Here is a 2,204-nt window from a genome sequence, read left to right as displayed (position 1 = left end):
TGTGCGTGGAGTTGATGCTCAACGCCGGCAACCTCGCCTTCGTCACCTTCGCCCGGATGCACGGCCAACTCGATGGCCAGGCCGTGGCGTTCTTCACCATGGTCGTCGCCGCCTGCGAGGTGGTGGTCGGGCTGGCCATCATCGTCGCCATCTTCCGCACCCGTCGCAATGCCGACGTCGACGAGTCCCATCTGCTGAGGCATTGACCCCATGACGACGATGCTGTGGCTGACTATCGCGCTGCCCCTGGCCGGGGCGGTGGTCCTGTTGCTCGGCGGCCGGGCCACCGACGCCTGGGGGCACCTGCTGGGTTGCGCGACGGTGATCGGCTCGTTCGTCTGCGGCGCAGCACTTTTCACCCACCTGCTCGGTCTTCCGGCCGAGGACCGGGTGGTGCACGAGACGCTGTTCTCCTGGGTTCCGGTCGGGGCGCTGAAGGTGGACTTCGGGCTGCAACTGGACGCGTTGTCGGTGTGTTTCGTGCTGCTGATCACCGGCGTGGGCGCGCTGATCCACCTCTACTCGATCGGCTACATGGCCCACGACCCCGATCGCAGAAGGTTTTTCGCCTACCTGAACCTGTTCGTCGCGGCGATGCTGCTGCTGGTGCTGGCTGACAACTACCTCGGTCTCTACACCGGCTGGGAAGGTGTGGGCCTGGCCTCCTACCTGCTCATCGGGTTCTGGTCCCACAAGCCCAGCGCGGCGGCGGCCGCCAAGAAGGCCTTCATCGTCAACCGGGTCGGCGACATGGGCCTGGCCGTCGCGCTGATGGTGCTGTTCGCCACCGTGGGATCGGTCGGCTTCGCAGAGGTGTTCGCTGCCGCGCCGCAGATGGGCAACGGCACCCTCAACGCCGTCGGCCTGCTGTTGCTGCTGGGCGCGTGCGGCAAGAGCGCGCAGGTGCCGTTGCAGTCCTGGCTCGGCGACGCCATGGAGGGCCCCACCCCGGTCTCGGCGCTGATCCACGCCGCCACCATGGTGACCGCGGGGGTGTACCTGATCGTGCGGTCCGGGCCGGTGTTCGACCTCGCCCCGGCCGCCCAGACCGGCGTCGTGATCGTCGGCGCGGTGACCATGCTGTTCGGGGCGGTGATCGGCTGCGCCAAGGACGACATCAAGAAGGCACTGGCCGCCTCCACCATGAGCCAGATCGGGTACATGGTGCTGGCCGCCGGACTCGGGCCGGCCGGCTACGCGGTGGCCATCCTGCACCTGCTCACCCACGGCTTCTTCAAGGCGGGGCTGTTCCTGGGCGCCGGTTCGGTGATGCACGCCATGGACGACGAGACCGACATGCGGCGCTACGGCGGCCTGCGGACCCTGCTGCCGATCACCTACGCCACCTTCGGACTGGGGTATCTGGCCATCATCGGCGTGCCGCCGTTCTCCGGGTTCTTCTCCAAGGACGCCATCATCGAGACCGCTTTCAACGCCGGCGGTTTGAAGGGCTGGCTGCTCGGCGGGGCGGCACTGCTGGGTGCGGCGATCACCGCGTTCTACATGACGCGGGTGATGCTGCTGACCTTCTTCGGCGAGCGCCGCTGGGCGGGCACCCACCCGCACGAGTCCCCGGCGGTCATGACGCTGCCGATGATCGTGCTGGCGATCGGCTCAGTCGGCGCCGGGGCGGTGCTGACACTGGGCCACACCCTGCAGAACTGGCTGGAACCCGTCGTGGGGAGCCATGAGGCCGAGCACGCGATGCCGGTGTGGGTGACCACGGCCCTGGCGCTGGCGGCGGTGGGCGTCGGGGTGGCGATCGCCTGGCGCAAGTACTCCGCCGGGGTGCCGCAGACCGCGCCGCAGGACGTCTCGGCACTGACCGTCGCGGCCCGGCGCGACCTCTACGGCGACGCGGTCAACGAGGCGGTGTTCATGCGCGGCGGCCGGCAGGTGACCCGGGCGATGGTCGTGGTGGACGACAAGGTGGTCGACGGCGGGGTGGACGGCCTGGCCGCGCTGGTCCGGCGGTTCTCCGACGGGCTTCGCGGTCTGCAGACCGGGTTCGCCCGCACCTATGCGCTGTCCATCCTCGCCGGCGCCGGACTGTTGACCGGCGCGGTGCTCGTCGCGGCGATGTGGAGGTGAACCCGTGACGAGCTTTCCGTGGCTGAGCGTCCTGTGGGCGCTGCCGATGATCGGAGCCTCCGTCATCGTGCTGCTGCCGGCTTCGGCGCGCACCGCCGCCAAGTACACCGGGT

2 protein-coding genes are annotated in these 2,204 nt (G+C 69.3%); both read left to right on the top strand.

Features of this window, described 5'->3' with window-relative positions:
* The coding region (nuoK, locus tag ADBZ5U_RS15940) for an NADH-quinone oxidoreductase subunit NuoK (RefSeq protein ID WP_526811823.1) at positions 1-206 on the top strand (206 nt) is incomplete at its 5' end.
* Between the two features lie 4 nt (positions 207-210).
* A complete protein-coding gene (gene nuoL / locus ADBZ5U_RS15935; RefSeq protein WP_526811821.1) occupies positions 211-2,091 on the top strand; it encodes an NADH-quinone oxidoreductase subunit L in 1,881 nt (626 codons plus the stop codon).
* Positions 2,092-2,204: the final 113 nt, after the last annotated feature.

Origin of the sequence: Mycobacterium sp., assembly GCF_040398885.1 — a bacterium.
In the GTDB taxonomy this organism is placed as follows: domain Bacteria; phylum Actinomycetota; class Actinomycetes; order Mycobacteriales; family Mycobacteriaceae; genus Mycobacterium.
This window is presented reverse-complemented; position numbering and strand designations above follow the sequence as displayed.